Origin of the sequence: Bradyrhizobium sp. HKCCYLRH3099 (assembly GCF_051167855.1) — a bacterium.
Lineage (GTDB): Bacteria > Pseudomonadota > Alphaproteobacteria > Rhizobiales > Xanthobacteraceae > Bradyrhizobium.
In genome coordinates, this window is the sequence record NZ_JBNPTW010000001.1 from 653,870 (window position 1) to 677,205 (window position 23,336).

Sequence of the window (23,336 nt, forward strand, 5' to 3'; positions counted from 1 at the left end):
TCAGCGCCGCCTATTGACGAGCCAGACCGCGCCCGATGCGCCGCCGATGCCGACGACCATCATGAGCGCCAGCGCGGCCACCATCACGCCGCCGCCCGCGGCAGCCAGCGAGCTGCTGCCCTCGCCCGCGAGGCCCAGGAGCGGAATGGCGACGACCGGGCCGCCAACCTGGGCAGCAATGAAGGACCCGAGCAGCGCCACGATGATGTTCACGATCCAGCCGATGACGCCGCGCTTCTGCGTCCACGCCTCATGGATGGCGACCGCCAGGGCGGCGGCGAAAGTCACGGCCGCGATCACCAGCCCCGCACCGACCGCATCCATCGGAATCGCGCCGGCCATCTGCAGATTCATGATGACGATCACCGCAATCAGACCAATGATGTAGGGCATGAGGGTCGCCTCGGCTGTGTCGGAAGCAACCGCTACCGTTAGCAGGCTCGCTTCCTCAGCGATAAGTAGCACAGGAGGCTGTTCCGGTTCATTTCCTTGTTGCTCGCAATCATCCGCAATTTCAGCTGGCCGGAGTCATCGATGATCATCGCTGTTTGGAATGACGTACTTGGTGGTGTCGATCTGATGGTCGATGCCGACGGCGTTGATGTGTTGATAGAACATTTGACGAGGCTCAAGACGCAAAACAGGCATCACCTGCACATTCATGATGTCAAACTGACATCTCCTTGGGGACACAAACAGGTTGCCAGGCAGATCGTCATCAATTGGATCGGCGAGCCCGACCTGTTCGAGGAGGAGGACTCGTAGTCCGTGAGCTCACGCCGGTATCGGCATTCGAGTGTCTCACGCGCTGCGTCAGTGACCCCGGATGTCGCTGCGCTCATCCGGGCTGCGCGCGCTACCGTCATAGTCCCCGCTTCGCATGATCGATGAGCGCGCGGAGCTTGGGCGCCAGGTTCCGACGCCTTGGAAAGTACAGGTAGAATCCGGCAAACGGCGCCGCGAAGCTTTCGAGCAGCGGCACCAGCTCGCCACGCGCGACGTAGGGCTGGAACGTCTCCTCCATGCCGAAGGTGATGCCGCCGCCCGCGCATGCGGTGCGGATCATCAACAACATGTCGTTGGTCGTCAGGCTGGGCTTGACCTCGACATTGAAGTCCCTGCCCGCTTCGGTGAACTCCCAGCGATAGGGCGCGGCCAGCGGCGCGGGCCGCCAGCCGATGCAGGCATGATGGATCAGATCGCGCGGGTGCGCCGGCGCGCCGTGCGCTTCCAGATATCTCGGTGCGGCAAAGGCCAGCTGCCTCTGATCTCCGGACACCGGGACAGCGATCATGTCCTGCGCGATGACTTCTCCCAGGCGCACCCCCGCGTCGTAGTGCTCGGCGACGATGTCGAAGGTGTCGTCGGTGATGGTGACGTCCAGTTCGATCGCGGGATAGGCTCGCATGAACGAGGCCAGCAATGGCCCGGAGATGAAGCGTTCGGCGATGGAGGACACGGCCAGCCGCAGCAGTCCGGACGGCGGCCCGGCCTTGTCGCCGATCTGCTCGGCGGCGGCGTTCAGCGCGCCGATCGCCGGCGCGACGTCCGCATAGAAGCGGCGTCCCGCCTCGGTCAGGCTGAAGCTGCGGGTCGTCCGGCTGACCAGGGAAATCCCGAGATGGTCCTCCAGCCTGCCCATCGCCTGACTGACGGCAGACCGCGTCACGCCCAGCCGGTCCGCGGCCAGGCGGAAGCTCCCGGCATCGGCGACCGCCACGAACAGCTCGATGATGTTCTTGTCGATCCGCATTGGTTAGACACGCTTAACACCGAGACAAGAATTGGGCAAATTGTCGTGACAATGCCGGCCACCTAGCTTCCGCCCGTCACCAACCGACGGGAGTTGAACATGGACAAGGTCATCCTGATTACCGGGGCTTCGAGCGGCATTGGCGCGGGGATCGCATGCGAGCTGGCTGCCACGGGTGCGCGGCTGCTGCTGGGGGCGCGCCGCCTGCATCGGCTGGAGGCGCTGGCCGCCGAGCTGCGCGCGGCCGGCGGAACCGCCGAGGTTCGGGCGCTGGATGTGACCAGCCGCGCTGACGTCGCGGCCTTTGCCGGGGCTGCGCGCGCGATGTGGGGGCACGTCGACGTCATGATCAACAATGCCGGCATCATGCCGCTGTCGCCGATGGCCGCGATGAAGGTCGACGAGTGGGATCGCATGGTCGACGTCAACATCAAGGGCGTGCTGAACGGCGTCGCGGCGGTGTTGCCCGGCATGCTCGCCCGCGGCTCCGGACACATCATCAACATCGCCTCGATCGGCGCTCTGCAGGTCGTGCCGACCGCCGCCATCTACTGCGCGACCAAGCACGCCGTGCGGGCGATCTCGGACGGGCTCCGGCAGGAAAATGAGAAGCTGCGCGTCACCTGCATCCATCCGGGCGTGGTGGAAAGCGAACTCGCCAGCACCATCACCGACGAGAGCGCAGCCGAGATGATGCGGACCTACCGTGCGATTGCCCTGCAGCCGGACGCGATTGGCCGCGCCGTGCGCTATGCCATCGCGCAACCCGACGATGTCGACGTCAACGAGATCGTCGTCCGGCCGACCCGGGCGCCGTGAGGCGCGGGCGGCTCTACCGCAACAGCACCTCGAGCAGGTTGGCGAGCCGCGCAGCGGCGAGCGCGGCCTGCTTGCGGGCGAGATCGCGCGCGTTGGTCTCGTACTCGCGTGTCAACTCGACCGGCTGCTTGTCGGTTCGCACCGGCGGAGCGTAGGCTGTCGTCTTGGCGAGCTCAAAACTCTCCTGCGCCCAGACCGCGGGGTCGAGGATCTGCGCCTTGCCGGCGTCGGGTATCACGGTCGACAGACCGCCGCGCTGGTCGGCATCGAAGATCGCGCCGAACACCGTGGAATAGCCGCCGAAGATGCCGTCCCAATAGGCGTGCAGATTCTGCGTCTCGCCGTTGGCGGCGACGACCTGCAACTCGTTGCCGCCGCGGTCGCCGCCCTTGTCGGGAAGCGCGGCCGAATAGCGGGCGACGGCGTGCAGCGGCTGGTGCAGATCCCCGACGAGGTGGATCGTCCAGCTCAGGCTGTACGAGCGCAGCGGCTCCGAGGCGTCGGTGTTGGCGGGCAGCTTGGCGATCATCAGCTTGAGCTGCGACACCGCGTCGACCGGATCCGGACGCGGCAGCGGCGTGTCGTCGGCCGACAACAGCGCATCCTTGTAGTGCCAATAAGTGTGCTTGAGGTGGCCGTACGGTACGAGCTGCTTGGCGGTGGAGTCCGTCACCTGATCGTCATAATAGTCCGGCTTCATCTTGATGTCGTCGGGCCAGGTCGCCGCGTGCACGAAGGCGTAGAGCTTCTCCTGGCCCGCGGGAGCGCCGGCAATCCAGCTCGCATAATCGGGATTGAGCTTGAGCAGAACGTCCGCGCGATCCCGCGCCGCGGGCGTCAGCTTCTTGTAGGCCAGATACGCGATCTGCATGTGGCCTTCGTCCCACCACGCCAGGGCCGGACCGGCCGGACACAGCACGGCGACGGTGAAGGCAATCATCAGCGTTCGCACGACAACTCTCCCTCGCGATCGAGCACAAGCGGCCATTCGCAGATTTCACCAGAAGACCAGCGAACCGGACGCTATCGCGAACGACCGGCGTTGGCAATTTCACCGTGTGTGCGCGCTCCTAGTGCCGGGTCGGCGGCGTATCGCGCACGGCCGCGTTCCGCTCGGCCAGCAGCGCCTCGATGACGTCGAGATTCGCCGCATAATCGGGATCGCTGCGATCCTCGGCCGCGACCCGGGCGTGGCCGGCAGCCCGGTCGAGATCGCCGCTCGCCAGCAATTCCGCGGCCAGATTGTTGTTGGCGCCGGGATGCCGCGGATTGATCTCGATCGCGGCTTGCGCATAGGCCATCGCCTTGCGGACATCGCCGAGCTCGGACGCAGCCAGCCCGGCATTGGCATAGAGATCCGCGTCCCCCGCTTCGTGCGCCATCGCGCGCTCGTAGAACTCGAGGGCGCCGCGCGCGTCACCGCGCAGGAGACCGATATTGCCGAGCTCCCGCATCGCGCGCCACTCCGAGGGCTTGATCTGCAACGCTCGCTCGAAATCAGCCGCGGCACCCTCGAAGTCACCGAGTTCGACGCGCAGCATGCCCCTGTTGAGATACGCCTCGTAATATGGCGGCGACAACGCGATCGCCCGCGCATAGGCTTCCGCCGCTTCGTGCTCACGGCCGGGGAGACGCCCGAGCAGATTGCCGAGATCATTGTAGTATTCCGCATAGAACGGATCGCAGGCGATGGCGTCGCGCAAGCGCGCCTCGGCGCGCGCGCTATCCCCGGCGAGTTCGTAGACCTGACTGGTATTGTAGATCAGGATCGAACGATGCAGCCGGAACTGCTGCTCGCCATAGGCCTCCACGATCTCGGCCATGCCATGTTCGCACAGCGCGAGCGCACCGCGGAGGTCGCCCCTGCGCGCGCGGATATAAGCGTAGGCGTTTTCGGCGAAGACCTTGATGTATTTGTACCGCGGATGCGCGCGAAAGCGCTGGTCGATCAGCGCGAGATTGGCGACGGCGCAGGCCTCGGCGCGATCGAGGTCGACAGGAACCTGGTAGCGTCCATAGGTCATGGACTGCGCATAAAGCGCGGTGGGCACGAAACGGCTATCGGGAAAATGGGCAAGGAAGAACTCGAGATAGCGCAAGGCGGACGGCGCGAAGCCCATCGCATAGAGCACGAAGGCTGCGTTGATGAACATGCCATTGACGGCATCGTCGCCCGAGCCGTGTCGCCGCAGGTCGGCATCGCCGAACATCGCCGCAAAATAGGCGAACCATGTATCGTAGAGGCCGATGCCCATCAGGATCGCCGACGGCTCGCACAGCGCTTCGGCGCGCCGGAACCTGTCGCGAACGGCCAACGCATGCGCCAGGACGAGAGGCCCCTCCCCGCCGCGATGGGCGCTCAGCAGCCGCGCGTGCGCCTCGATATTGAGCGTGTCGATGAGCTCGTCCGGAAGGCTGGCGACGTTGCACTGTTCGATCAGGTCGCCGTCCATCCGGTTGGCGACAAAGGCGCGCGCCATGGCGATACGCGCCTCCTGGGACAGCGTCGCCAGATGGAGGTGGACCATCGCCTCGACATCGAGCCGGTCCGTGGCATTGATGCCCTGAGCCATGCAGCGAACGATCACGGCGGCAACCGCGACATTGCCGCCGGAACGATCATAGACGAGATCGCGCTGCGCGCGGCGAAGCCGCCCTTCATCAAACAGCGCATCGAACTCGTGCTTCGCCCATGGCAGGACGTCGATCAACGGCCATTGCGGCGGCAAGGCCGCCGCCGAACGGTCCAGCAGGATGATCCGCAGGCGTGCCCCCTCGCCCTGACGCCGCAACATCGTGTCGAGCAGATTTCGGGACGTGGGCGACATGGCCTGCGCATTGTCGATGATCAGGGACACCGTTCGATCGGTAACCTCCAGCATGTCCAGCGCGAACTCCGCCGCACCGACCAGCAGCTTGTTTTGGTATTCGTGATGGTAGAACCGGGTCCGCTCGTCTCGGTCGGACGTGTTGGTGAGATCGCGCGGCACTTTGAAGCAGGCCGACGTGCGGAACGGCCATAGCCGTTTCAGGCTCTGCTCATGGCGCGCGACGACATCGGGGTATGCCGTCTCGCCGCGCCGCAGCAGGCCAAGCAGCATGTCCTCGAAACCGGCGAGATAGCCATGGCGGTGCCAGTCTCCATCGGCGGTCTCGATGTCCGGCCCCGCGACACTGCGCGCGGCGGCTTGCGCCGAGGCACGCAAACCGAGCCCGTGCGCGCCTCGCAGCGCGACCACGCGTGATCGGCGCAATGCTTCGCGCAACGGATCGACGAACGCAGGCCGCGCCGCGCTCCGCTCGTCGATCGCGTTAATTGACGGGGGCGGCACGAGGATCCCCCGCGGGCGGTCATACAGTGCCGGTGTAGGGCGTCGTGGTGCGAACCTTGGTCTTGGTCGTGGTGATCTTCTTGATCACCGACGTGCCGCGCGGCGCGCCGGACTCGTAGGTGAGCTTCTGCTCTTCCGTCGACTCGGTGCGCTCCTCAGTCTCCGTTTCCGTGATGATCTCGGGATATTTGGCGTTGTGAGGATTGACCGGGTGCACTGTCTCGTTCGCCATTGCAATACTCCAGCGAGGACATTGAAGTTGTACGAGAAGCAATTCGCAACTCTTGGACCATTTGAAGCGAATGTCAATGGTTTCGCTTTTGCGACGATGAAGGCGCCACCGCCGCCGGATCACCGATCCCGTTTCAATCCCATGCCGCGCAATCCGCTGCAACTTGCCGAAGCGTACGAGGCCAGGCAGCGGCCAAGGACAAGCGGGGACCAAGGATATGTCAGCGTTGGGCCGGCTCGTCCTTCGGCGGCATGCGCGGCGGCAGCAGCGGCGTGAAGGAGACGCCGTCGCCGGCATGCTGCGCGGCCTTGAACTCGCCGGTCGACGGGTCGCCGCCGGCGGTCTCGATGATCGTCCGGGGCAGGATGTATTCGCGCGCGGCATCGATGACGCCGCCGTCGCCGGTGCCGAAATCGGCGGCGCGGCCGCCTTGCGGATGGCCGGCAGCGATCTGGTCGGCGGCGTGCTGCGCCTTCTCGGCCAGCTTGTCGCTGAAGGGAATGCGATAGGCGCGCGGCACGCCGCTCGGGCGATTGTCATCGTCGAGCGTCTCGACCCACAGATAGACCGCTCCGGGATCGCCCTCGACGCTGTGCGGATCGACGATCCTGACCTGCAGCACCTTGAACGCCTTGGGCAGCCGGTCGACGCTGGCCCAGCCGAGCAGGCCGCGGGCGCCGACGAAGCTGCCGACATAGAACGCGCTGGTGATGACGACCGCGACCGCCTTCACCGGCCAAGGCAGCCGCGCATAGACCAGCACCAGCAGCAGCAGCGCGCCGATCAGCGCGTAGCACACCGAGAGCGTCACGATGACGGTTTGCAGGCTGCTCATCATGGCCGCAGCATCCTCACGCCGGTCTTGGGATCGAGGTCGGCGCCGTTGGCGCGGACATTTCGAAAGGTCTCCAGCAGCGATTTCGGCCGGCGCTGCACGTCGATCACCTTTCCCGTGGCATCGAGCTTGAAGCGCAGCGCCGTCTTCTCGTCGCCGGAATGATCGAGCACGACCTTGTCGTCGAAGATCACCTGCGCCGTGGGATTGAGCTTCTGCACCTTGACCTTGGCCTCGACCGGCGCGCCGCTCACGTTCTGGAAATGCGAGATGTTGACGGTGTATTCGCCGGCCACGATGCCTCTGACGGTCACGATCTCCTCGCGGATCGGCGACGGGATCTTCAACCCGTTGACCAGGATGAAATCATTGGCGCCGCCGCGGTCGTCGCGGTCGAGCGTGAGGAAGCCGGCCTCGCGATGCCTGTACCAGGCGATGTTGCCGACGGGGTCCTGCACGAACAGGTCGAGATCATCGGGGTGGTTGTCCGGCCAGTCCATCGTGATCAGGAACTCGGCCTTGCTGTCGACCTTGCCATCTTTGGCGTCAGGCGAGATCGCGAGCACGGCGATGAAGAAGAAGAACGCGACGATCTGCAGCGCCTTGAACAGCATCACGCTGAACGGATCGAATGGCTCGTCGCGGGGATAGAGCCCGAAATCGTCCATCATGCGCCCTGCTCCGCGCGGTCCATCGCGCGCTCGAGCCGCGGCGTTACCCGCGTCTCCGTCAGCATCACGGCATCGGAGAACACGCGCCCCGTGGCGGCGTCGAGCATGTAGTACTGGATGCGCACCAGGATCGAGCCGACCAGGCCGGCCAGCGTCGTGTACATCGCCACCGCCATGCCGTCGCTCATCAGGCCCATCGAGGATTTCATCGCCAGCTTGTCATTGACGTCGAGACCGGCGATCGGCGCCAGCATGATGATGAAGCCGATGATGGTGCCGAGCAGGCCGAGCTTCATCAGCGTGTCCGAGGCGAAGCCGCCGAAGCCGTTGGAGCCGCGCAGCCGGTCAGCCAGCGTGCGCAACAGCAGCGTCTGGTCGAGGCGCCCTGCCCCTTGCGTCCGCGCCTTGGTGACGAGGCTCCTGATGTGATTGGTGACGAGCCCGTTCGGCAGCAGGCGCGCCTCCGGCTCGAGCGCGCGTTCCGCGTCCGGCCCGATCAGCACCGCGCGGCAGCCGCGCGCTGCATCCGCCTCGCGCGCGATCGCCCGCGTCCGCCAGAAGCAATGAGCGCACGTCATGACATAGAGCACCGCGATGACGCTGGAGATATAGGTGCGGTCGGAGGCGACCATCAGGTGGAAGTAGCCGTAGCGGGCCAGCACCACGGCGGCGAACACGGTGAGGCCGGTGAAGATCATCCAGAGCAACAGCGGGCCGCGCTCGGCGGGATCACGCGTGGGTTCCACTCGGTCGGTATGACTGACCACGCTCATGCTTGCACTCCCCGATGTCGCACCGTTGCGCCGGCGCATTGACATCGAAGTTAAGCAGAGCGGCAGAACCGCGTCCAAAGACATCTGCCTCGGAGGCTCGAGAAGTTTTTTTTAGGCTTGCGCTTGTTGCAGTGCATCAGCATCGCCAGCGATTGTCCGCCGTTCGATGGGCAAGACCGTTGGCGATGCGTGGCTGCTGATCGCGCTGCGCCGCCAGTTCCCGCGGCCGGCTCGCGAAGCTGTCGTTCGAGCGCCGGGGGGCTCATGGTGAGTCCCCCCTTTCGACACGTTCAGTTTCCCGCGTCGTTCGGCACTAGCTCGCCATGCGCTGGCGCAGGCTCTGGTAGAATGCCGTCTCGAAGTTCATGTAGCCGACGAACGACGTCGGGTCACCGAAAGGCAGGATCTGCGTCGCCCAGAAGCCGCCGAATCCGTTCTGCCGGTCGATCCAGTAGAACAGATTGGCCAGGCCGGCCCAGCCCAGCGCACCGGCCGGACGTCCCGTCGGCGCCTGCTCCTCGTTGATCATGAAGCTCAGCGCCCACGACTTGGACTGGCCGGGGAAGAACTCCGCATCGTTGCACAATGCCGGAATGACGCCGGTCAGGGGCGTCACCTTCTTGTCGCCGAGATGGTTCTTTTCGGCCATGCGTATCGTCTCAGGCTTCAGCACCCGGCCGAACTCACCCATGCCATCATTCAACCACATGCGGATGAAGCGCATGTAGTCGCCGACCGTGCCATAGAGGCCGTGGCCGCCCATGTGCACCTCGGGCTCGGCCGGCAGTTCGAAATCCATCGGCGTCAGCGAGCCGTCGGCGTTGCGCGCGTGGATTCCGGCCAGCCGGCTGCGCATGGCATCGGTCAATTCGAAGGACATGTCCTTGATGCCGAGCGGCTCGAACACGCGCGTGTTCAGCACCTCCCCGAGGCGCCGGCCGGCAATGGCTTCGACGATCTGGCCGCACCAGTCCATGTTGGAGCCGTAATCCCAGCGGTCGCCGGGATCGAACAGCAGCGGCGTCATCAGGCAGGCCTTGGTCGCGGCGATCACGCTGGGCTGGCCCTTCTCCTGCGCCAGCCGGTTGTAGGTGTGATTGATGAAGTCATAGCTCAGCCCCGCGGTGTGCGTCATCAGCATGCGCGTGGTGATGTCGCGCTTCGGCGCGCGCAGGATCGGCTCGCCCTTGGCGTCGAAGCCCTCGATCACCTGGAGCGATCCGATCTCCGGCGCGTAGCGCTTCGCTGGCGCATCGAGATCCAGCTTGCCGTCCTCGACGAGTTGCAGCACGGCCGTACCGGTGATCGCCTTGGTGGTGGAGAAGATGGCGAAGATGCTGTCGGTGGTCATCGGCTCGGGCCGGTCGAGACGGCGTTGTCCCGCCGCGCCCTGGTAGATGTTGCGATCGCGGTCCGTCACCATCGCGACCACGCCAGGTACGCGCGGCGTGGATGTGACGACGCCGTCGAGAACGGCATCCGCCGCCGCGGTGAAATTCATGCTCATGGTAGTCCTCCCTCGTGCTTTTTGCTTGGTGTCCCAGCGCCGGCATCTGCCGACGGCTCAATGCATGGCAAAGCCCCGGTAGCCGCTGGCCGCGACCTCATCGCATTTCTGGCGATAGGCCCCGACCCCGCCGCAATAGGACAGAACCCGCCGCGGCTTGCCCGCGATATTCGAGCCGAGATACCAGGAATTCGTCTTGGCGATCAGCGTCGCATTGGCGGTCTCGTCGTGATGCGCGACCCAGTCATCCTCGGTTTCCCTAGTCGGCTCGATGACCCTCAGATCTTTCGATCGCATGTATTTGATGCAGTCGTCGATCCATTCGACCTGCTGCTGCAGGCACGTCGTCATGTTGCACAGCGCGGCCGAGGGAGCGAGCGGCACCGCGGTCGTGAACAGATTGGGATAGCCGTGCACCTGCAGGCCCATCGTGGTGCGGATGTCCCTGCTCCACTCCTCCTTGAGCGATCGGCCGCCGCGCCCGCGAATATCGATCCGCGTCAGCGCGCCGGTGCCGGCGTCGAAGCCGGTCGCCAGGATGATCATGTCGAATTCGTGCACGGTCCCGTCGGCCATCTGAATGCCCTTTGGGGTGACGCGTTCGACCGGGTTGGTCTTGACGCTGACGATCTCGACATTGGGACGAAGGAAGGCTTCGAGGAAGTTCTGCTCGAGCGGCACGCGATGCGTGCCGAAGCCGTAATCTGCGGGGATCAGGAGGTCGCACAGCTTCGGATCCTTCAGCCGCTCGCGCATCTTGCCGCGCACGAATTCGGAGATCTCCGCATTGACCGCCTCGTCGAAGAACAGCTCGGCGAAGGACGAAATCCACAGCTTGAGGGAGCCGTCTTCCCAGCACTCCTCGATCACCTGCCGGCGCCGCTCCGGGGACAGGTCGGCCCAGGCATGCTCGAAATCATACTCGAAGCCGGTGAAGGTGTGCGGCAGGCGCTCCGTCAGGTGCTGGAATTTCGACTTGTAGGCCTCCGCATCGTCGGCGCCGTATTTCGGGTTCTTCATCGGAATGATGTATTGCGGGGTGCGGACGAAGACCTTGAGGTGGCCGGCCTCGCCGGCAACGGTCTGGATGACCTGGATGCCGGTCGCGCCATTGCCGATGATTCCCACGCGCTTGCCGGCGAAGCTGACCGGCTGCTTCGGCCAGCGCGCGGTATGGAACAATTCTCCCTCGAATGTGTCCTGGCCGGGGAACGACACGTAAGGCGCCGACAGCATGCCGCAGCAAGTCACGAGAAACTGGGTATCGATCAGCTCGCCCTTGTCGGTGTTGACCAGCCAGCGCTGCGTCGCTTCGTCGAACTGCGCGCGCTTGACGGTGGTGCCGAACTGTATGTCCTTGCGCAGATCGAGCCGGTCGGCGACGTAGTTGAGCCAGCGTTCGATCTCCGGCTGGGCCGGAAACTTCTCGCTCCAGCTCCAGCCCTTGTAGAGCTCCTCGGAGAACAGATACTGGTAGATGTAGGCTTCCGAATCGAAGCGGGCGCCGGGATAGCGATTCCAGTACCAGGTCCCGCCGACGCCTGATGCGGCGTCGATGGCCCGGACACTCAGTCCCTGCTCGCGCAGGCGATAGAGCTGATAGAGCCCGGCCACGCCGGCTCCGATCACGACCGCATCGAGCCTGGTCGTCACACGCGAAGCGTCTCCGTTGGCGTTCACAGCGGCTTCCGTCATCTGGTCCTCCTCATCCTTGTTTCAGGGCGCACGCCGCCGTTCCTCGTCCGTGTGCCATCGGACGGGGGCTGCGTTTTCGTTGTCGCCCGCGCAGGCTATGGGCCGGCGACCCGTCGGGGCTTGGACGAAACAGACGATTTCTTGAACGGTGCGGCGCACGCGCCAGCTGTGCTCGCACGTCGCAACAAAGCTCGCTTGGCAAACCGCGAAACCGGCCTATGCTGGCTCCGCCGCAAGGCCAATGAGAAGCAGCAGCGATCAATCGCGCCATAAAAAAATCAAGGGAGGCTCGCGCGATGGGCCATTTGATCAGCGTCGAGGAGCTGCCGCGCTACGCTCCCGGCGAGCTGATGCTGGACAGCTCGGCAATCGGAAAGGCGGACTTTCGGCTCCGCGTCTTCCGCTATGCGCCGTCCGATATCTGGGTGCCGCCCTCCGAGAACTTCTTAGTTGTCGTCTACCGCGGAGGGACCACGTCGATGAACCGCCGGGTGACCGGCGCGTGGAAGCAGGATCATGTCGGCCGCGGCGTCACGACGTTGTTGACGCGTGCGGAAGCGTCGAACTGGCGCTGGAACAGCGACGTCGAGGTCACCCATTTCTATATCGCGCCGAGCCTCATGGCGAAGACCGCGAGCGAGGCGTTCGATCGCGATGCCGAAGCCATCGAACTGCATGATCTGCTCCGGATCGACGATCCGGTCCTGACCTGGATCAGTGACCGGATGGTGCAGGAGATCTCCGACGGCGGCCCAGGCGGCCGGCTGTGCTACGATGCCCTGGCCCTTCAGGCGAGCGTGCACATCCTGCGGAGCTATGCCTCGGTGCAATTCAAACTGCCCTGTTCGCAGGGACGCTTCCGGCCGGCCCACGCCCGGCTGATCGAAGACTACATCGAGCAGAACATCGGCAGAAACATCACGCTGGAGGAGCTGGCCAGCATCTGCAACTGCACGCAAGTGCAGTTCGCGCGAAAATTTCATGCGCATTACGGCATGCGGCCGCATACCTACGTCCTGAATCGCAAGGTGGAACGCGCATGCGAGCACCTGCGCAAGGACAGGCTCGCGCTGAAGGAGATCGCCCTGCTCTGCGGATTCTCCGACCAGAGTCACCTCAACCGGATTTTCCGCCGCAAGCTCAACGTCACACCGGCCGAATTTCGCAAAGCCTGCATGGGCTAGGACGTCGGTGGAAGAGTTTTAGTCGATGCGCCATTGGCGCGGTTGACGCTGACGAGCGGCCCGGCGGATCTGAAGGGCGGGCAAAGGCGCTGCCGTGCGGTTACCACAAGCGAGCTGGCAATGGCGCCGTGCCCACCGTCTCGCCGCGGAACATGCTGATCGATGGTGGGCACGGCGCGCGACAGCTCGGCACGAACTCATATCGTGCCTTGCGCCTTTGCCCACCCTGCAGGGACTCCGTAACCCGCATGAGCGCAGCGATATTCAGGCTAGACGCAGCTATCGCTTTGCCAGGCCTCGCAACAACAAGGTCAGCACCGCGTCGACCCGGGTCGAACAGGTACAATCGGCCCATTCGTCGGCGTGGGCGGGGTGATGAAAGCTGCGCGTCGCGTCGAAGATTGCCGCGGCCGCGGTCTTGGGATCATCGACCTCGAACGCGCCCTGGGCGACGCCCTCGGTGATCATGCCCTCGACCTGGGCAATCAGATCCTGCTTGTGCGCCTTCACCACCGTGCAGGCCTCTCGGGCGAGCGTCAGGTAGGTCGCGAACATCTCAGGGTCTTCGCACACTCGCTTGTGCTTGGCGTCGAACAGCTCGCGCAGCCAGCGCTCCAGCTTGGCCGGCGCCGGCCCCGGCTCTGCCGCGATCTGCGCCAGCGGCACGCTGACGCGCTCGAGCCAGCGCTTGGCCACCGCTTCGCGCAGCGACGCCTTGCTCGGAAAGTGACGGTAGACGGAGCCGTGGCTGACATCGAGCGCTCTCGCGACGTCGACGACCGTCGCTTTGGCGAGCCCGTAACGGCGCAACACGTCCTCGGTGACTTCGAGGATGCGCTCGGATGTCAGAACCACGGCCTCATTCATGCGTGCACCATATCGGCATCACTGGGATGCGCTTTGATCTGGATCGCCTCGCCGCGATCCGCCGCCGGGACGGCGCGGAACTTGGCGGCCTGGGCCTCCAGGTGACGAGCCACCCGGAGATTCAGCCAGTCCTGGAATTGTGAGTGGAGCAATCGCTTTTCAATCTTCATCGAAGCGGTCCTTCGCAGTTGAAGCCGCTGAACCCCATGGTCAGACAGTGCTAGTTGATCATGGATTGCATATACACCATCGCGCTGACAGATTTCAATATCTGTCAGCACGATTTCTAAAATTAGTATCATAATACCTTACAGCGCCGGATTGGACAGTGAAACCCGCCGTTTGTATCCCCCCGGCGGCTCTGATAGAGCACGGCGTAAAATGCTGCAGGCGCGGCCGCGATCGGCCCGCCCACCTCACCTCCTGCCTCGGAGAGCCCCGATGATCCCCCGCTATACCCGTCCCGAAATGGCCTCGATCTGGGAGCCGCAGACCCGGTTCAAGATCTGGTTCGAAATCGAGGCGCATGCGGCGGACGCGCTGGCCGAGCTCGGCACGATCCCGAAGGATGCCGCCCGGACGATCTGGGCCAAGGCCAAGGACGCCACCTTCGACGTCGCCCGCATCGACGAGATCGAGCGCGAGACCAAGCACGACGTCATCGCCTTCCTGACACACCTGGCCGAGATCGTCGGCCCCGAGGCGCGCTTCGTGCACCAGGGCATGACCTCCTCCGACGTGCTCGACACCTGCCTCAACGTCCAGCTGACCCGCGCGGCCGACCTGCTGCTCGCCGATCTCGACAAGGTGCTCGCCGCGCTGAAGAAGCGCGCCTTCGAGCACAAGATGACGCCGACCATCGGCCGCTCGCACGGCATCCATGCCGAGCCGGTCACCTTCGGCCTCAAGCTCGCTTATGCCTATGCGGAATTCACGCGCGCCCGCGAGCGCTTGGTCGCCGCACGGAAGGAGGTTGCGACCTGCGCCATTTCCGGCGCCGTCGGCACCTTCGCCCAGATCGATCCGCGCGTGGAGGAGCACGTCGCCAAGGCGATGGGCCTGACGCCTGAGCCGGTCTCGACCCAGGTCATTCCGCGCGACCGCCACGCGATGTTCTTCGCCACCCTCGGCGTGATCGCCTCCTCGGTCGAGCGCTTCGCCACCGAGGTTCGCCATCTGCAGCGCACGGAAGTGCTGGAAGCCGAGGAGTTCTTCTCGGAGGGCCAGAAGGGCTCCTCCGCGATGCCGCACAAGCGCAATCCCGTGCTGTCGGAGAACCTGACCGGCCTCGCCCGCATGGTGCGCGCCTATGTGACCCCGGCGATGGAGAACGTCGTGCTCTGGCACGAGCGCGACATCTCGCATTCCTCGGTCGAGCGCATGATCGGCCCCGATGCGACGGTGACGCTCGACTTCGCGCTGGTGCGCCTCGCCGGCCTGATCGAGAAGCTGCTGGTCTATCCGGCCAACATGGAGAAGAACCTCGACAAGCTCGGCGGCCTCGTCCACTCGCAGCGCCTCTTGATCGCGCTGACCCAGAAGGGCGCCAGCCGCGAGGATTCCTACAAGCTGGTGCAGCGCAACGCGATGCCGGTCTGGCGCGGCGAAGGCGACTTCCGCACCTTGCTGAAGGCCGATGCGGACGTAAAGAAGTATCTGACGGACGCCGAGATCGACGAGCAGTTCGACCTCGGCTACCACCTCAAGCACGTCGACACGATCTTCAAGCGCGTGTTCGGGGCTGCTTGAGAAACATTCTTGCCGGCCGAGTCCGCTAAAGATGCAATTTCGCTACGAGCTGAGCAAGGCCGCGCTCGTCCAGGGCGCGCGCCTGCAGAATGGTGACGGCCAGGCGATCGTGTTCGGCGGCGGGCTGTTCACGGTGTTCACCGTCACGAGCCTGCCCGACTTCTTCAACAAGTATGAAGGCCGGACGCTGGCGACGGTCGTGCTGCTGTGGCTGCTGTTCTGCGCCATCGCCGGGCTGACGGTCGCCGCGCTGACGACCTTCGTCCTGATCCCCATGCGCGCCGGATCGCTGTATCGCCAGAACCCCATGCTGTACGGCGCAATGGCGATCGCGGCGGACGACGAGGGGATCACGATCACGGGACCGCGGATGACGTCGCGCCTCGCGTGGTCGGATTTGCGCGGCTTCAAGGAGAACGGCAAGATCTTCCTGCTGTGCCTCAGCAAGTCGGTCGGCCACACGATCCCGAAGCAGGACCTGTCCGACCAGACGATCCGGGAGTTCAGGGCGCTGCTGGAGCAGAAGCTGCGCCGCCTGCCTCGCCTGTCCGGACTGATCTGACGAACACGGCAGCATCGCGCGGCGGGCGTGAGCGCCGCCTTCCAGCAGGCGGACGGCGCGTCAGTCCGCCTCCTCGCACTTGTCCTGCTTGACCTTGAACATCTTGCGGAACTGGGTCTCGAGCGCGCTCCGCATCGCCTCCATCTTCTTCTCGCCGGTGTTGCGGAGGTTGTAGTTGATCGCGCAATTGCTCCAGCCGAAATTGACCAGATAGATCCGCATCCGCTCCTGGCCGTCCGGCCTCGCGGCTTCGGCAACGTAGCGGGCGACGCAGGCCTTGGGGCTGGCGTTGTCGGCGCAGCCCTTGTCGACGTTCTCGCGAAACGTCTGCTGCAGGTCGGTCTTGCCCTCGATCGCGTCGACGAACTTTGCACAGGCGGCTGCGGGCTGATAGTCGCGCAGCGCCGAGGGCGTCTTGAAGCCGCGGGTATGCGCCAGGTCGAAATCGCAACTGTCCTTCAGCTCCGCCATCTTGGCGCGGCGGTAATCGTCGACACCGGGCAGCGCGATGAATTCCAGCCGCGCGGCGGCGTCGAGCGCAGCCTTGCAGGTGCGGTCGATCTTGTCGGGGTCGAGCGCCGCGACCGCCTTCGGATCGAACGCCGGCGGCGTGCCCGGCGAGTCGAAATCGGACGGGCCGAACAGCAGACGCACGGTGTTACGCAGCCGCGTCTCGTCGTGCTTGGCGGGATCGTACCGGACCGTGAAGCGGCAGCCGCCCTCCCAGGACATCGTCCGCTCGGCGGCGTCGGCGCCCGCGCTCCCGAGCGTCACGGCGACAAACGCGAGGCGTGACGCCCATCCGATCCAGCTTCGTCGTGTCATGGCACTGCTCTCGAACGATCCACGCCGGCATCCTACCGTTTCCATGCCTCAACGCTAGTCCGTCGCGCACGCCATCCGCAGCGTGACGTCGTCACGCAGGATACGGTGGTGCCGGAGGGCGGCGACAATTTGAGATCGATTTTGTATTGCTGATCATGACGAACTCCTGCTTGCCTCGCGATGGATTCGCTTCCGCAAAGCACGAGATGAACGAGGTCTGCCCACTCACGTCATCGAATTGTGAGCCGACAGCGGCGCCAAGGTGCCCTATGGAGCTGACGTTTCAACTCGCCATGGAGAACCTGCACGTGCCGCCGACCGAGACCGCTTATGATCCGCTGCTGCGACGGATCCATTGGGCGACCGCAGTGCTGTTCATTGCGGCGATGTTGATCGGGCTGTATTGCGGCCTGCAGCCTGCCGGCACCTCGCCGCGGCGCGAGTTGCTCGAGATTCACAAGTCGCTCGGGGTCACGCTGTTTCTGCTGGCGGTCCTGCGCATCATGGTTCGGGCAACGACGACAGCGCCGGCGACGCCTGCCGCGTTCGGTCCCATCGTCCGCGCGCTGTCCCAGCTCAATCATTGGGCGCTGTATGCGCTGCTGCTGATCATGCCGGTCACCGGCTACATGTTCTCGTCGGCCGGCGGCTATTCGCTGCGCTATTTCTGGACCTTCAGCTGGCCGCGCCTGTTCGCCGGCGACAAGGCCGTCGCCCACGCCGGCGAAATCGCGCACGATACGCTGGCCTATGTGGTCTATCTCGTAGTGGGCCTGCACATCGCGGCCACGCTCTGGCACGAGTTCATCAAGAAGGACGAGACGCTCGCCCGGATGTGGCCAAGGCGATGATCACGTACCCGGAAGAGCGAAAGCGATATCCGGGCTACGTGCTACAAATCAGCGAAGTGCCCCTGCGCCGTTAGATGCAGCGCCCTCTCCCCCAAGGCGAAGCAAAGCTTCGCCAGGGTGGGAGAGGGCGCATTCACGACCACTGTGCTCATCCTCCAATGCGCGATGACGAGTTTGATGGTTGCCACGCCGCCAACCAACTACATCGGCTGCGCCGCTGCCACCAGATCACCGGCGCGCTGGTCCTGCTTCAGGATGGCCGCGAGCTCGCTCTCGTCGAGCGTCTCCTTCACCAGCAGCCGGCGCGCGGCGCGCTCCAGGACGTCGCGCTTGTCCTGCAGCAGCTTGCGGGTGCGGTCGAGGGCTGAAGTGACAATGGCACGAACCTCCGCGTCGATCGCGTCGCCGGCGGCCTCGCCATAGTCAGCGCTGCGCGAGGCGCCCGGCGCCAGAAACGACTGGTTGTCGCGCTCATAGGCCACTGAGCCCAGGCTCTCCGACATGCCGTAGCGCGTCACCATCGAGCGGGCGATGTCGGTCACGCGGCGCAAATCGTCGGCGGCGCCGGTCGACAGATGACCGTAGACCACGAGCTCGGCGGCCCGGCCGCCGAGCAGCACGGCCATCTTGTTCTCGAGCTCCTCGCGCGTCATCAGGAAGCGGTCCTCGGTCGGGCGCTGGATGGTGTAGCCGAGCGCGCCGACGCCGCGCGGGATGATCGAGACCTTGTGCACGGGATCGGTGCCCGGCAGGCTCATCGCGACGATCGCATGGCCCATCTCGTGATAGGCCACGATCTCGCGCTCCTTCGGATTGAGCAGCCGGTTGCGCTTCTCCAGGCCCGCCACGATGCGCTCGATCGCGTTGTTGAAATCGTCGAGCGTGACCTCGTCGGCGCCGCGCCGCGTCGCCAGCAAGGTCGCCTCGTTGACGAGGTTGGCGAGATCGGCGCCGGTAAAGCCCGGCGTCAGCGCCGCGACCTTCTCGGGATCGACATCGGCAGCGAGCTTGGCCTTCTTCAGATGCACGTTGAGGATCTGGATGCGGCCCGGCTTGTCCGGACGATCGACCAGCACCTGGCGGTCGAAGCGGCCGGCGCGCAGCAGCGCGGGGTCAAGGATCTCCGGACGGTTGGTCGCCGCGAGCAGCACGAGGCCGGTGGAGGAATCGAAGCCGTCGAGCTCGACCAGCAGCTGGTTGAGGGTCTGCTCCTTCTCGTCATGGCCGCCAGCGAACGGCCCCATGCCGCGCGCGCGGCCCAAAGCATCGAGCTCGTCGATGAAGATGATGGCGGGCGCCTTGGCGCGCGCCTGCTCGAACAGGTCGCGCACGCGCGCGGCACCAACGCCGACGAACATCTCGACGAACTCCGAGCCCGAGATCGAGAAGAACGGCACGCCCGCCTCGCCCGCGACGGCCTTCGCGAGCAGCGTCTTGCCGGTACCGGGTGGGCCGACCAGCAGCACGCCCTTGGGCATACGGCCGCCGAGCCGGCCATAGGATTTCGGATCCTTGAGGAAGGACACGATCTCGCGCAGCTCGTCCTTGGCCTCGTCGACCCCTGCGACGTCGTCGAACCGCACGCCGGTATTGGCCTCGACATAGACCTTGGCTTTGCTCTTGCCGATCTGCATCAGGCCGCCGCCGAGCCCGCCGGCGCCGCCCATCATCCGGCGGGACAGGAAGTACCAGACGCCGAAGAACAGCGCGATCGGCATCACCAGCGAGAGAATGTCGCCAAGGATGTTGCTCTCGACGCGGCCGGTGAAGGTGACGTTGGCCTTGGCGAGTTCTTTCGCGAACTCCTGGTCGACCCGCGTGGTCGCAAAGCGCGTCTGGCCGCCGGGCAGCGGCTCCTTCAGCGTGCCCTCCAGATAGTTCTCGGAGACGCCGACCTCCTTCACCTTACCGGCCGACAGCAGGTCCTGGAATTGGCTGTAGGGAATGACGGCGACCTGGCGATAGCTCGTCCACGCATTGTGGATCATCATCGCGACGAAGATCGCGACGATTGCGTACCAGAGATTGAAGCGGGTCTGCTTGGTCATGGGTCTCTCAAGGTGTGATCAGTCGAAAACGAGCGGCTGCAAGGCGCGGATCAAGCGGCGCCGCGTCAGCGCCGGTCGGGCGTCGCGGCGTTCGACGCTCCGCTCCTGGGGACGAAGACCGAGACCGCGCGTGGCAGCACGGAAAAGCGCGCCGGGGTGAAGGTGACGAGCTCGCCATCGGCATTGATCGGGCGCGGCCGCCGCGTGCGGATCTCGAAGGATGTGTCGCGCGAGGCCCGCACCTCCTGCCAGAGGCCATGACGCCCCTTGCGGAAGTCGTAGGCCATCGCCAGCAGCTTCCAGACGCGCCCGATCTCCAGCGAATAGAGATCGAGATGGGAATCATCGATCTCCGCATTGTGCCGGACCGCCATGCCGCCGCCGTAGTAGCGGCCGTTGCCGACCGCGATCTGCAAGGTCTTCACGCGTACGGCGCCGTCCGACGACACGATCATCGCGCGAAACGGTCGCGCATTGGTGAGCACCTTGAGCGCAGTGATGGCGTAGCCGAGCCGTCCGAAGCGACGCTTGGTCTCCTTCGTCAGCTGCCGCGCCAGATCGGCGCTGAGCCCGAGGCTGGCGACGTTGAAGAACGGATGACCGTTGACATCGCCGAGATCGATCTCACGGCGGTGACCGGCCGCGATCACGTCGGCCGCCGCTTCCATGTCGTCGGGCAGGCCGAGTGTCCGGGCGAGATCGTTGGCGGTGCCTGCCGGGATGATCCCGAGCGGCAGACCTGTTCTCACCAGCGCGGGCGCGGCGGCATTGAGGCTGCCGTCGCCGCCGGCGATGACCACCGCTTCCGCATCATCGGCATGGGCTTCGATCCACGGCGCGACCTCGCGCGGACTATGCGGCGCCGAGATCACGAGATCATAGCCAGCAGCCCCCAGCCGCGACACGGCAATTCCGGCCGCCTCGCCGCCCGAGCGGCTGCCGCGATTGATGATCACCAGGAGACGCCGAACCGCGGCACTTGGCCGCGAGAGCCGCGCCTTCGCGACTGTCGTCTGGTCACCCCCCGCTGTCACGCCATGCTCCCGTACACAAGATACCAGCGCGCTCTGGGCATCAGGCGCGGGTTCCATACCAAATGACCGGAGCGGCTCCCGGTTCCATCACGATCGCCGTCGGGACGATCCGGCCGCCCGGTGCCGTGCTGGCTGATGCGGCCGAGGCGCCCCGGCCGGCACGAAGAGCGGCAAAGGTCAATAGCTGCAAGCGACGCGAGTGGCCGCATGTCATCAAACTCCCAAAAGCGCTGCGAAGAGCGCGATACCGATGACGGTATCTGTCAGGTGAGAGAGTCCGACATCATAGTCGTGCGACTATCAGAGGGGCCCGGATCTCCGGTCCCCTGGAATTAGTTCGTGCGGGTCGGGCCGCAAGGCAGCCTCGCGGAGGCAGTCTGTCGCATCTTCCCGTTCATCTGACTGAACGTCGTCGGCGCCATCCGCCTCTTGAAAGCCGGTGGACCCCCACATATGTCCGCGGAGTACCCCTGGTCCGGGCCCCTCTGGTGAAGCTGCCGGTGCGCTCACGATGTCGGACCTGACGACATCAATCTCACCGGCCTGACAAGAGGACCCGTCGTGGAATTCCTGTTCATCGCGTTTGCCGGCAAGCCCGTCTGGATGTGGCTCGCCTTTCTCGCAATCGTGCTTGCCCTTCTCGTTTTCGACCTCGGTGTGCTCCACCGCAAGACGCGCGAAATCTCGGTGCGCGAAAGCCTGGTGATGAGCGCCGTCTACATCGTGCTCGCGCTCGTCTTCGGCGCCTGGGTATGGTGGCAGCTCGGCAGCGAAGCCGGCACCGCCTATCTGACCGCCTTCACGATCGAGAAGGCCTTGGCGATGGACAACGTCTTCGTCATCGCCATGATCTTCAGCTATTTCGCGATCCCGCGCGCCTATCAGCACCGCGTGCTGTTCTGGGGCATCGTCGGTGTCATCGTGCTGCGCGCGATCATGATCGGCCTGGGTGCGGCGATCGTCGCGCAGGCGAGCTGGGTGCTTTACCTGTTCGCGCTGTTCCTGGTCGCGACCGGCATCAAGATGCTGGTGTTCAAGGACAAGCCGCATGATGTCGGCTCCAACCCGGCGCTGGCCTGGATGCGTCGCCGTTTCGACGTTACCGACCGGTTGCACGAGGAGCGCTTCTTCGTGCGCCAGCCCGATGCCAGCGGCAAGATGACCTGGTTCATGACGCCCCTCTTCCTGGCGCTGATCCTGATCGAGTTTGCCGACGTCATCTTCGCCGTCGACAGCGTGCCCGCGATCTTCGCGATCTCGACCGACCCGTTCGTGGTCTACACCTCGAACATCTTCGCGATCCTGGGCCTGCGCGCGCTGTACTTCGCGCTTGCCGCGATGGTCGATCGCTTCCAGTATCTGAAGCTGGCGCTCGCAGCGGTGCTGATCTTCATCGGCTCGAAGATCTTCCTGGCCGACCTGCTCGGACTGGAGAAATTCCCGCCGGCGCTGTCGCTGGGGATCACCTTCGGTCTGCTCGGCGCGGGCATCGCCTACTCGCTGTGGAAGACCCGTCCTGCGGTCGAAGAGGCCAGCGGCGGTGTGAAATGAACGGGGTCATGGCGTGGCAATGAACGACGTCGCATCCAACGATGAGGTCTCGTCCGGGCCACGCCGCCATAACGGGCCGATCAGCCGGCGGCTGCTCGCGATCGCACGCACCGTGCGCTCGGAGGAGCCGTCGGTCGGCGAGCTGTTCGACCGCCTCGAGGCGGAGGGCCTTGGCCTGACCTTGCTGCTGCTGACGATCCCGGCGCTGCTCCCGCTGCCGGGACCGTTCGGCATGGTGTTCGGCACCTTGGTGGCGCTGGTCGCGCTGCAGATCCTGTTCGGCGCCGAGCGGCTGTGGCTGCCGGAGACCTTGCGGCGGCGACCGGTGCCGCAGCGGCTGCTGCGCAAGGTGATCCGCGCCGGGCTCGACTGGGCCGGATTTGCCGAGCGCGGCCTGCGCGAAGACCGCTTGGTCTGGCTGACCGGACGCAGCGCGCGCATGCTGCTGGCGCTGCCGCTGCTGCTGATGGCCGTGACGATCATTCTTCCGATTCCGATGGGCAATGTCATGCCGGCGCTGGCGCTGATCGCCGCCTCGATCGGCTTCATGGCCGGCGACGGCTTGGCGGTGCTGACGTCGCTGCTGATCGCGGCGGCCGCCGTCGTCTGGACGGCGGTGCTGCTGTACACCGGCGCCGCAGCGGCGGACTACGCGGCGACCTTGCTGGCGCGTTTCGCGGTGCATCTCCGCGCGATGCTGGAGAGCGTTGGGGTCGATCTCGGTTTTGCGGCCGGCGTTGCGACCGTCTTCGCAGTCCTGGCCGGCGCTGCTGCGCTGGCCCTGTGGGTTCACGCCGTTCGCCACCGTCGCCGCCGCGCGCCGATGGACCCGGCGCAGGACCCGCGGGAGCGCTCGCGCGCGCTGGCGCGCCGCGGCCGCAACCTCGTCGCAGCGGCGGGCCTCGCCACCGCGGCGGCCGCGATCTTTCTCGGGACGCGCCTGATGCTGACGGGATGGATCTGAAGTTCCCATGCCGTCGGGCGGCATCGGCGTGCCGGCCGCCTGCACCGGACATTTTTTCGTGAGCCAGATCCTGTGCAGCAAGAC

At 65.3% G+C, this 23,336-nt stretch carries 23 protein-coding genes; 8 read left to right on the forward strand and 15 right to left on the reverse strand.

Annotated features, from left to right (window positions below):
- Entirely contained in the window at positions 1-354 is a 354-nt protein-coding gene (locus ACQR1Y_RS03135; protein WP_434875457.1) for a hypothetical protein, read from the reverse strand.
- 180 nt (positions 355-534) lie between these two features.
- Here ACQR1Y_RS03135 and ACQR1Y_RS03140 point away from each other — a divergent pair, with 180 nt between their 5' ends.
- Positions 535-765 (forward strand): hypothetical protein, encoded by a 231-nt coding sequence (locus ACQR1Y_RS03140; RefSeq protein ID WP_434875456.1) that lies wholly within the window; start codon positions 535-537, stop codon positions 763-765.
- 97 nt (positions 766-862) lie between these two features.
- Here the strand turns inward: ACQR1Y_RS03140 and ACQR1Y_RS03145 are convergent, their stop codons facing one another.
- Positions 863-1,753, reverse strand: coding sequence for a LysR family transcriptional regulator (locus ACQR1Y_RS03145; RefSeq protein WP_434875455.1), 891 nt, complete (start codon positions 1,751-1,753; stop codon positions 863-865).
- A gap of 93 nt (positions 1,754-1,846) precedes the next feature.
- Between ACQR1Y_RS03145 and ACQR1Y_RS03150 the strand changes: the two genes are divergently transcribed.
- The gene (locus tag ACQR1Y_RS03150; RefSeq protein ID WP_434875454.1) at positions 1,847-2,572 is read left to right on the forward strand and encodes an SDR family oxidoreductase; all 726 of its coding nucleotides are present in this window, start codon (positions 1,847-1,849) and stop codon (positions 2,570-2,572) included.
- Between the two features lie 13 nt (positions 2,573-2,585).
- Here ACQR1Y_RS03150 and ACQR1Y_RS03155 read toward each other — a convergent pair whose 3' ends face one another.
- From ACQR1Y_RS03155 to ACQR1Y_RS03190, 8 genes are all read right to left on the reverse strand, one after another.
- A complete protein-coding gene (locus ACQR1Y_RS03155) occupies positions 2,586-3,524 on the reverse strand; it encodes a S1/P1 nuclease (protein WP_434875453.1) in 939 nt (312 codons plus the stop codon).
- Between the two features lie 118 nt (positions 3,525-3,642).
- A complete protein-coding gene (locus ACQR1Y_RS03160) occupies positions 3,643-5,811 on the reverse strand; it encodes a tetratricopeptide repeat protein (protein ID WP_434875452.1) in 2,169 nt (722 codons plus the stop codon).
- A 112-nt stretch (positions 5,812-5,923) separates the two neighbouring features.
- Positions 5,924-6,136, reverse strand: coding sequence for a hypothetical protein (locus ACQR1Y_RS03165; protein ID WP_434875451.1), 213 nt, complete (start codon positions 6,134-6,136; stop codon positions 5,924-5,926).
- 220 nt (positions 6,137-6,356) lie between these two features.
- The gene (locus tag ACQR1Y_RS03170; RefSeq protein WP_434875450.1) at positions 6,357-6,974 is read right to left on the reverse strand and encodes a hypothetical protein; all 618 of its coding nucleotides are present in this window, start codon (positions 6,972-6,974) and stop codon (positions 6,357-6,359) included.
- Positions 6,971-7,642: a hypothetical protein gene (locus ACQR1Y_RS03175; protein WP_434875449.1), complete on the reverse strand. Its 672-nt coding sequence runs from the start codon at positions 7,640-7,642 to the stop codon at positions 6,971-6,973. The genes ACQR1Y_RS03170 and ACQR1Y_RS03175 overlap by 4 nt, the downstream gene beginning before the upstream one ends.
- Entirely contained in the window at positions 7,639-8,415 is a 777-nt protein-coding gene (locus tag ACQR1Y_RS03180) for a MotA/TolQ/ExbB proton channel family protein (RefSeq protein WP_434875448.1), read from the reverse strand. Before ACQR1Y_RS03180 ends, ACQR1Y_RS03175 begins: the two co-directional genes overlap by 4 nt.
- Before the next feature lie 313 nt (positions 8,416-8,728).
- Positions 8,729-9,922 carry a serine hydrolase domain-containing protein gene (locus ACQR1Y_RS03185; RefSeq protein ID WP_434875447.1) on the reverse strand — a complete coding sequence of 398 codons (1,194 nt, stop codon included), beginning with the start codon at positions 9,920-9,922 and terminating at the stop codon, positions 8,729-8,731.
- A 57-nt stretch (positions 9,923-9,979) separates the two neighbouring features.
- A complete protein-coding gene (locus tag ACQR1Y_RS03190; RefSeq protein ID WP_434875446.1) occupies positions 9,980-11,617 on the reverse strand; it encodes a flavin-containing monooxygenase in 1,638 nt (545 codons plus the stop codon).
- Between the two features lie 296 nt (positions 11,618-11,913).
- On the opposite strand from ACQR1Y_RS03190, the gene ACQR1Y_RS03195 reads away from it, so the two are divergent.
- Positions 11,914-12,801 (forward strand): helix-turn-helix domain-containing protein, encoded by an 888-nt coding sequence (locus ACQR1Y_RS03195; RefSeq protein ID WP_434875445.1) that lies wholly within the window; start codon positions 11,914-11,916, stop codon positions 12,799-12,801.
- A gap of 279 nt (positions 12,802-13,080) precedes the next feature.
- Here the strand turns inward: ACQR1Y_RS03195 and ACQR1Y_RS03200 are convergent, their stop codons facing one another.
- Both ACQR1Y_RS03200 and ACQR1Y_RS03205 read right to left on the reverse strand, forming a co-directional pair.
- The gene (locus ACQR1Y_RS03200; protein WP_434858484.1) at positions 13,081-13,668 is read right to left on the reverse strand and encodes a TetR family transcriptional regulator; all 588 of its coding nucleotides are present in this window, start codon (positions 13,666-13,668) and stop codon (positions 13,081-13,083) included.
- Positions 13,665-13,838 carry a hypothetical protein gene (locus ACQR1Y_RS03205; RefSeq protein WP_434858483.1) on the reverse strand — a complete coding sequence of 58 codons (174 nt, stop codon included), beginning with the start codon at positions 13,836-13,838 and terminating at the stop codon, positions 13,665-13,667. The genes ACQR1Y_RS03200 and ACQR1Y_RS03205 overlap by 4 nt, the downstream gene beginning before the upstream one ends.
- Positions 13,839-14,109: 271 nt before the next feature.
- Here ACQR1Y_RS03205 and purB point away from each other — a divergent pair, with 271 nt between their 5' ends.
- Both purB and ACQR1Y_RS03215 read left to right on the forward strand, forming a co-directional pair.
- Entirely contained in the window at positions 14,110-15,417 is a 1,308-nt protein-coding gene (gene purB / locus ACQR1Y_RS03210) for an adenylosuccinate lyase (RefSeq protein WP_434858482.1), read from the forward strand.
- A gap of 31 nt (positions 15,418-15,448) precedes the next feature.
- Positions 15,449-15,979 (forward strand): YcxB family protein, encoded by a 531-nt coding sequence (locus ACQR1Y_RS03215; protein WP_434875444.1) that lies wholly within the window; start codon positions 15,449-15,451, stop codon positions 15,977-15,979.
- 60 nt (positions 15,980-16,039) lie between these two features.
- On the opposite strand, the gene ACQR1Y_RS03220 is transcribed toward ACQR1Y_RS03215, so the two are convergent.
- Positions 16,040-16,804: a hypothetical protein gene (locus ACQR1Y_RS03220; RefSeq protein WP_434875443.1), complete on the reverse strand. Its 765-nt coding sequence runs from the start codon at positions 16,802-16,804 to the stop codon at positions 16,040-16,042.
- A gap of 308 nt (positions 16,805-17,112) precedes the next feature.
- Here ACQR1Y_RS03220 and ACQR1Y_RS03225 point away from each other — a divergent pair, with 308 nt between their 5' ends.
- A complete protein-coding gene (locus ACQR1Y_RS03225; RefSeq protein ID WP_434875615.1) occupies positions 17,113-17,655 on the forward strand; it encodes a cytochrome b in 543 nt (180 codons plus the stop codon).
- A 200-nt stretch (positions 17,656-17,855) separates the two neighbouring features.
- On the opposite strand, the gene ftsH is transcribed toward ACQR1Y_RS03225, so the two are convergent.
- Together ftsH and ACQR1Y_RS03235 are read right to left on the reverse strand one after the other, a co-directional pair.
- Positions 17,856-19,703, reverse strand: a complete 1,848-nt coding sequence (gene ftsH / locus ACQR1Y_RS03230) for an ATP-dependent zinc metalloprotease FtsH (RefSeq protein WP_434875442.1) — start codon at positions 19,701-19,703, stop codon at positions 17,856-17,858.
- A 65-nt stretch (positions 19,704-19,768) separates the two neighbouring features.
- Positions 19,769-20,737, reverse strand: coding sequence for a lipid kinase (locus tag ACQR1Y_RS03235; RefSeq protein ID WP_434875441.1), 969 nt, complete (start codon positions 20,735-20,737; stop codon positions 19,769-19,771).
- Between the two features lie 561 nt (positions 20,738-21,298).
- On the opposite strand from ACQR1Y_RS03235, the gene ACQR1Y_RS03240 reads away from it, so the two are divergent.
- Together ACQR1Y_RS03240 and ACQR1Y_RS03245 are read left to right on the forward strand one after the other, a co-directional pair.
- A complete protein-coding gene (locus tag ACQR1Y_RS03240; RefSeq protein ID WP_434858477.1) occupies positions 21,299-22,288 on the forward strand; it encodes a TerC family protein in 990 nt (329 codons plus the stop codon).
- A gap of 13 nt (positions 22,289-22,301) precedes the next feature.
- Positions 22,302-23,252 carry an exopolysaccharide biosynthesis protein gene (locus ACQR1Y_RS03245; protein ID WP_434875440.1) on the forward strand — a complete coding sequence of 317 codons (951 nt, stop codon included), beginning with the start codon at positions 22,302-22,304 and terminating at the stop codon, positions 23,250-23,252.
- Positions 23,253-23,336 lie beyond the last annotated feature (84 nt).